A 6,587-nucleotide genomic window follows, 5' to 3' on the forward strand; every position below is an offset into this window, starting at 1 on the left:
ACAGTCCATTATCACAATCACAGGATCAGCAGATCCAGCTTTTTCAATAACATAGCGAGGTGTGCATTATGTCGTGGGATCGGTCGGGCCGAACAGGAGCAGATTGGCGCCTTTCTCCAGCCAAGTGTCGCCGGCGGTGATGGCCATCACCTGGGCCTTGGAGATCATCGGAACGGCTTCGAACTCGAATGTCTCGAGGGTCTTGCCCGGCAGGAGGCGCGCCTCGGCGAGATGGCGTTCGATACGTCGCCGGTCGCGCTCAGCCAGTTCATGTTCAGTGATCGCAGCCAGGAAGCGAGCGGCCGGCCAACCTTCCTTGTCGGCCTGTTCGGCAAACTGCGGCCACATACCCTGGATGGCCGGTAAGCGTAGTTCGTTGAGGAGCAAGCTCAGTTTGGCTGAATCGACGGCGGGGTTCGTCTTCATGCCGCATCTCCTGTCAGGTTGGCACCAAGCAGGGCTTCATAGTCGGTGAGCGGAGAAAGGCGCACGACGACCCTCGGCAGTCGAATGGGATCCGGCGCGAACCGTTCCCGCAAAGCAGCCATGTCGGGCAATCGCCGTGCCTGCAGCGCGGTAGTCAGTTGATCGGCCAGTTCGCTCTCGCAGCCGCGCTCGTGCGCCATGGCGTGCAATAATCTTCGAGCTGAATGTCGAGAGCTATCGGCGGCGCGAGGCCGTCGAGGTAACGGGGGGCCCAGGCCGCCCGCGTAAATTTCCCACCCCCCCCAACGCCGCTGCCTTATGGCCGCCCCGCAAAAACCTGTAAGCGACAAACCTCTTGCGCGCGACAATCCATGACGCGATTATCGCCACCGCCGCGACACCAGATTCTCATCCTGATTGTCGCGCGCTTCTCTCCCAGATTGTCGCGCCATAACGCCGGCTATCGCGGCCATACGGACCGCAGAGCCACAAGCTCAGGGTCTTCACCAGCGGCCAGAAACGCCGCGTCATCCCAGCCATCAAGCGCGAGATGCGCCGCCGCTCCGCCATCGAGCCCGTCATCGGCCACATCAAGGCCGAGCACCGGATGGGCCGCAACTACCTCGCCGGCCGGCAGGGCGACGCCCTCAACGCCATCCTGGCCGCCGCGGGATACAACCTCTCCCTCCTGCTCAACTGGTTCAGGCAGCTTTTGTAGCTTCTCATCGCAGCCCTCCAGAGTCAGCCAAACGAGATCGAAGCCTGACCAATCTCATTGTTCGCGGTTGACGGCCTACGAGTTCGGGGTGAAGGTGTCCGTGGCGACGACGCTTATGCGCTCAAAGGGCGGTCAGTTCGCCCTGCACGCCACGGCGCTCGCCGGGACGGCCATACCCTGGCGACGGTCATCCCGGACATGCAACGGATCATCGGATCCGAAACGCAGCGCATCCTCGCCGATGCCGGCTACCGCGGCCACAACGCGCCACAAAGCCACAAGTTCAGGGTCTTCACCGCCGATCAGAAGCGCCGCGTGACACCGACCATCAAGCGCCAGATGCGACGACGATCGGCTGTCGAGCCGGTGATCGGCCACATCAAGAGCGAACATAGAATGGGTCGCAATTACCTCGCCCATGCCCAGGGCGATGCGATCAACGCCATCCTGGCGGCCGCCGGCTACAACTTCTCCCTCCTGCTCACTCGGCTGAAGCAATTTCTGTGGCTCTTGATCGCTGCGCTTCACATCCGGCCGAAGCAGCTTACGGCTTAGGACCCGGATTGTTCACGGTCGACTGAGGCCCTTCTCGGCAAGCCGCAGGCCACAGTGCAGCGTCGCGTTGTTGAGCGCGTGGGCCGATGTGACCGGCAGGGCACCCGGCATGTTGGCAACGCAATAGCGGGTGACGCCATCGACCCCATAGGTCAGATCGGCATGGGTCGTTGCATGCGACATCTTGGACGACCTCATGCCTTTCGTGCCGCACCCAAGAGGCGCCGGATTCGTTCCCACTGGCAGTCCCGAAGCACCGCACCCGTACCTCATCACGCATCAGCGTTCAAGCTCCGTTCATAGCGCTCGGGCTCGTCGACCCTGACCCTACAGGTCAAGGCGGTACGTGAGATATGGACTCAAGTGAGCAATCTTGTCATAGAGCGCTTGCGCGCGCGTATTGGACCTGTCCGTATTCCAATAGATCCTCAGCCAGCCTTGCTCGCAACCGTAGGAGGCCAGACGCGCTAGCATGGCTTGGCCGACCCCCTGTCGTCGCGAAAAATCATCCACATAGAGATCGGCGAGAAAACAGAGTAGCCGGTCGCTGAAGGTATAGGGGTGGACGATAAAGTTGGCGAAACCTAATGCGACGCCACTTGCCCGGACAGCAATTAGCGCGTTCGTTGGGCCTTTTGGGCGCTCAATCCGCCGCCAGATCGTCTCTGACGCCTGTTCTGACATATCGACACCCTGGTCGGCGCAGTATGCGTTCCAAAGAGACCGCCATCCATCGCGGTCGGCACTTCCTGCGAGACGAATTTCCATAAGCGGCTCCGTTTTGAGAACAGGCCCCAGCGCACCGGATGTTAGGCTGGGCAATGGTTCAACTCCCTGCCCGCACATCGAGGGGGAATAGCTGTTTCGTTCCCTCCGCGTCATTCGGACAAGCCCTGTACTAGCTTAAAGGGACGCCTTTGCTCCGGGCGCACCGTGACAAAGATCCAGGCACTGCGCATTTGGGTCTTGACCCGAAGCTTATAACTTGCCTTGCTTTGGCGCAATATTAAGTGTGTACGATTTTTTATTTCAGTTTGATGACTATTTGCAGCAGTTCGTTGCGGTTCGAGAAGCTCAGAAAATCCTGCTAGTGTTGTGACTCTAACACTCGACGCCCTCGGGCGACCTTTTCAAGGATGTCAGCGGCCTTGTCGGTCCAGATGAAGGGTTTGGGGTCGGCATTGTGATGCTCCAGGTAGGTCTCGATCGCGGTCATCAGGTCGGTCACGCTGCGGAAGACGCCACGACGGATGGCCTCGTTGGTGATGAGCCCGAAGAAGCGCTCGACCTGGTTCAGCCAGGAGGCAGAGGTCGGGGTGAAGTGGAGGCGGAAGCGCTTATGCCGGGCAAGCCAAGCTTTGACCTTGGGATGCTTGTGGGTGGCGTAGTTGTCGACCACCAGGTCCAGGGCGAAGTGTTGGGCGTGTTGCGATCGATCGTGCGCAGGAAGCCCAGGAACTCCTGGTGGCGATGTCGGGGCATGCATTCGCCGATGACTTTGCCGGTGGCCACGTCGAGGGCGGCAAACAGTGTCGTGGTGCCGTTGCGCTTGTAGTCATGGGTCATCGTGCCGGCCCGCCCCTTCTTGATGGGCAGCCCGGGACTGTCAGGAATTCCGTGTGCGGGCGGTCGGTTGAACATTACGCCGCCATGGCCCGGATGAAGCGCTCGCCGAAGATGACGGCGAACTGAGCCTTGGCCTCGGTCCACTCACGTGGGGGCATTTTCCACTCTCTCGGATCGGTTCAAGATGAGGTAGAGCAACTTGGTTTGCCGCATCGTCGCTTGGGAAGTGGCCCCTGGCCCTGACAGCCCGCCTGAGCTTCGAGTTCAACGCCTCTATTGAGTTCGTGGTGTAAATGATCCGACGGACGTCGTCAGGGAACGCGAAGAATGGAATGACCTCGCCCCAGGCACGCCGCCAGCTCTGGCCGATGGCGGGATAGCGCTGGCCCCAGGGGCCGGCTTCGAACGCCGCCAGCGCCTTTTCGGCGGCATCGGCATCGACGGCGCGGTAGATTTCCTTGAGTGCGCCGGCGAGGCTCTTGCGGTCTTTCCAGGACACGAAGTCCAGGGAGTTGCGCAGCAGGTGGACGATGCATGTCTGGACGATCGCCTCCGCCCGCACACGGAATTCCTGACAGTCCCGGCAGCCCCGGCTGCGTGCGGTCGAGCGCCTGGATTTGGCTCACATGGGGATTTGTGGGTCAAGGTGTTCGATTCAGGATGCCATGGTAAATCTCCGGTCGTTGCTTCGTATCCAAGATCTGAGCCCCGTTTGCATGACCCGGCCCGTTTCCGATGCCGCTTCAAACTCACATCCGGTGGCCGCTCCACATCGGCCGCACCGATATCCCGCTTGCGTCGGGCAAGGGCTCAGGAGCGCGGGACCATTCTCTTCTTCGGCTTTTTAAGCCAAGCCAAATGTCGGTCCGCTCACCTGGATCCGCCGGAGCTGATCAGGCCCCCGAAGATGAAAGGGGGGAAGCGTTTGTTTTCAGGCGGCTGTCGTCTCGGCTCCTTCCAGCACAACCCCGGCGGTCACATATTTCCAGAAGGCGATCAGCAGCTTTCGCGCCAAGGCAACGATCAGCACTTTCCGGACTCGGCCACCATTGAGCTGTACGCGCTGATGAAACCACAGGCTCAGCATCGAACGGGGCTGATGCCTTACCCACAACCAGGCGAGCTGGATCATGGTTGTTCGCAGCCGCGGGTTTCCGGCTTTGGAGACGCCTTGTTCGTGCGCGACGGATCCGCTCCGCCAAGGCGTCGGCGCCAATCCGGCATAAGCGGCAACCTGCCGTCGGTTGGAAAAGTTTCGGAACAACCCCTCCGACCACAGGACACCGGCGAATTCCGGGCCAATCCCCTTCAAATTCTTTAACATTGCTCCTGGCGCTGGCGAGCCTTCGTCCGACGGGCTGAGCATAGCATCCCGCTCAGCCTCCACGGACTTGATCTGTTGAAGTGTGAGTTCGAGTCGATCAAGTTCGCGCCCTATCTGTGCCTTCAAATGCTCAGGTAGCGGACGACCATCACCGGTCTTGAGTTCCTCAAGCCGCTCCCGTCTTTTGCGCAATAAGGGCTCGTAGTCAGAGATGCCCTGGGCGAAGAGCAGCCCCTTGATCCGATTGACGTGCTCGACCCGCTCCGCTGTCAGCGTCTTGCGCTCGCGGCAGATCCGGCGACGATCCTCCTCTTGTGGGGTCGGTGCTCGAACCATTGCGCACACCCGCGGCTCGCCTCGCTTATAAGCCAGCAGCGCGCGCACCAGAGTTTCCCCATCGATCTTGTCTGTCTTCGCCCGCCGACGCCGGCGCGACGTCGCGATTGAAGCGGGATCAACGACGTGGCTTTCGCCCCCTTCGTCCTGTAGCAAGCGGTGGATCCAAAAGCCGTCGAGACCCGCCTCCTGAATCACAATGATTGGAACGACCTGCCCCGTGCGGACCCGCACCTTGTCCTTGAGCTGAGAGAACCGCGTCCCCAGTCCAGCGACATCGCCGCTACGAACCGTATGCTTCGACATCTTTTCTCCGCCGTCCGGCGACAGCGATGTAATCAGCCATGTCGATCGACTAAGTTCCAACGAGACGAAAATCGCGCCAAGATCGGTGCGGATAGCGGTCGGCGCTCGGAAGGCTTCCATGGCGAGGCGAAGAACTGGCACGGCCTCGCTCGAGCGATCCGACGGGGCCTCGGCAACATGAAAATCCAAGCCTCCCTCACCGCAGCGGCGGTGAACCTGAAGCGGCTGGCGGCCGCTTTGTTTGCCCGATTCCTGAGATTGTTGGTGCTGAGGCCGCCTCTGACGCTCGTTGAGGAACCCTGAGGAAGTATTCCGGCAGTCATAGCGTCGAAGCCAGCGCAGGCCCCGGATCACACGCGGAAAGGCGGACTTCCTCAACAGCCCCACGCGGCAGCGCTGCCACGTCGCGCTGAGCACCTTGCTGACGGCCGCCTTGATGCCTTCGTGCGGCTTGGGATCGGTCAGTGATAATTTTCATGGTCGCCTCCAGAGTGGGTGTGTCAGCGACCTCACTCTGCCAGAGCGTCGGTCGCTATCCACTCCCCATGGGATCTCTTCTCGTCGACGCAAAGCACAAGGGCCTTGTCGGGCGGGTTGAGATATAGGCCCGATGACGTCCTGGACCTTCTCGAGGAACGCCTTGTCATTGGACAGCTTGAATTTTTCGATCAGATGCGGCTTCAGCCCGTGCGCTGCCCAGATGCGCTGCACGCTCGACGGGCTGAGCCCAACACCTTGGCGAGCTTGCGCACCGACCAATGGGTGCCCGCCGACGGCTTCTGATGCAGCGTCATATCCACCACACGCTTGATCACCTCGGCCGAAAGCGGCGGACTGCGGCTCGGCCGGCTGGCATCCCGCTTCAGCCCCTCAGTGCCGCACGCAATATAGCGATCACGCCAGCGATAGGCGGCTCGCTTGGTTTTGCCAGTCGCCCGAACGATCGCGGTGACAGCCTTGAGTTGCGGCCATGACGTGCCGCGGGCCGGTATGGTGATACGCGGATCAGCTCCAAATCTAGAAAGCGAGCGCGAGGCTCGGTGCGTCATTCTGGTTTTTCTGATCTCGATCTGATCGATCATTTGCCCATGCGGTTCAGGCCTTCCTCACATCCCCGACGGACCCGGTTCAGGTGTGCTGCTGAATGCTCATGCGGGCACCGTTGCCGGATTCCGGTAATCCTCTTCCTTCGTCAGGATGGCCCAGATGCCACGCGCCATCTTGTTGGCCAGCGCAATGGCCACGAGCATGCGCGGCTTCTTCGGCATCACGCGCGCGAGCCAGGAGCCCTCGGGCGCGCCCTTCCGCGATGCCCATCGGACCACAGCCATGGCTCCAATGATGAGCAGGCGTCGA

General features: G+C 61.1%; 2 protein-coding genes and 10 pseudogenes. 3 read left to right on the plus strand and 9 right to left on the minus strand.

The genetic code is table 11. From position 1 onward, the window contains the following. Window positions 1-84 precede the first annotated feature (84 nt). Window positions 85-426, minus strand: a pseudogene (locus NKH43_RS34990) (ATP-binding protein); the annotation flags it as partial. Further along, window positions 423-635: pseudogene (locus tag NKH43_RS34995) on the minus strand (IS21 family transposase); the annotation flags it as partial. The pseudogenes NKH43_RS34990 and NKH43_RS34995, both read right to left, overlap by 4 nt. 249 nt (window positions 636-884) lie before the next feature. Between NKH43_RS34995 and NKH43_RS35000 the strand changes: the two are divergent. Both NKH43_RS35000 and NKH43_RS35005 read left to right on the plus strand, forming a co-directional pair. Next, window positions 885-1,144 (plus strand): annotated as a pseudogene (locus NKH43_RS35000) (transposase); the annotation flags it as partial. Between the two features lie 76 nt (window positions 1,145-1,220). Further along, a pseudogene (locus tag NKH43_RS35005) lies at window positions 1,221-1,699 on the plus strand (IS5/IS1182 family transposase); the annotation flags it as partial. A 24-nt stretch (window positions 1,700-1,723) separates the two neighbouring features. Here NKH43_RS35005 and NKH43_RS35010 read toward each other — a convergent pair. The 5 genes and pseudogenes from NKH43_RS35010 to NKH43_RS35030 all read right to left on the minus strand — a co-directional run. After that, window positions 1,724-1,879 (minus strand): annotated as a pseudogene (locus NKH43_RS35010) (alanine dehydrogenase); the annotation flags it as partial. 147 nt (window positions 1,880-2,026) lie between these two features. Then, window positions 2,027-2,467 carry a GNAT family N-acetyltransferase gene (locus tag NKH43_RS35015; protein ID WP_352862031.1) on the minus strand — a complete coding sequence of 147 codons (441 nt, stop codon included), beginning with the start codon at window positions 2,465-2,467 and terminating at the stop codon, window positions 2,027-2,029. 319 nt (window positions 2,468-2,786) lie between these two features. Further along, a pseudogene (locus NKH43_RS35020) lies at window positions 2,787-3,301 on the minus strand (IS630 family transposase); the annotation flags it as partial. Between the two features lie 38 nt (window positions 3,302-3,339). Further along, a pseudogene (locus NKH43_RS35025) lies at window positions 3,340-3,818 on the minus strand (transposase); the annotation flags it as partial. A gap of 378 nt (window positions 3,819-4,196) precedes the next feature. Further along, entirely contained in the window at window positions 4,197-5,351 is a 1,155-nt protein-coding gene (locus NKH43_RS35030; protein ID WP_352862033.1) for an IS110 family RNA-guided transposase, read from the minus strand. Between NKH43_RS35030 and NKH43_RS35035 the strand changes: the two are divergent. Then, window positions 5,334-5,534 (plus strand): annotated as a pseudogene (locus NKH43_RS35035) (transposase); the annotation flags it as partial. The gene NKH43_RS35030 and the pseudogene NKH43_RS35035 overlap by 18 nt on opposite strands. Before the next feature lie 251 nt (window positions 5,535-5,785). Here the strand turns inward: NKH43_RS35035 and NKH43_RS35040 are convergent. Further along, window positions 5,786-6,313 (minus strand): annotated as a pseudogene (locus tag NKH43_RS35040) (helix-turn-helix domain-containing protein); the annotation flags it as partial. A 66-nt stretch (window positions 6,314-6,379) separates the two neighbouring features. Continuing rightward, window positions 6,380-6,587 (minus strand): annotated as a pseudogene (locus NKH43_RS35045) (IS110 family RNA-guided transposase); the annotation flags it as partial.

The sequence above is a fragment of the Mesorhizobium sp. M1163 genome, assembly GCF_040318415.1.
In the GTDB taxonomy this organism is placed as follows: Bacteria; Pseudomonadota; Alphaproteobacteria; order Rhizobiales; family Rhizobiaceae; genus Mesorhizobium.

Bases quoted from the DNA above. Each gene is read 5' to 3' on its own strand.
- NKH43_RS35015 (WP_352862031.1), bottom strand. From the start codon at position 2,467: ATGGAAATTCGTCTCGCAGGAAGTGCCGACCGCGATGGATGGCGGTCT.
- NKH43_RS35030 (WP_352862033.1), bottom strand. From the start codon at position 5,351: ATGGAAGCCTTCCGAGCGCCGACCGCTATCCGCACCGATCTTGGCGCG.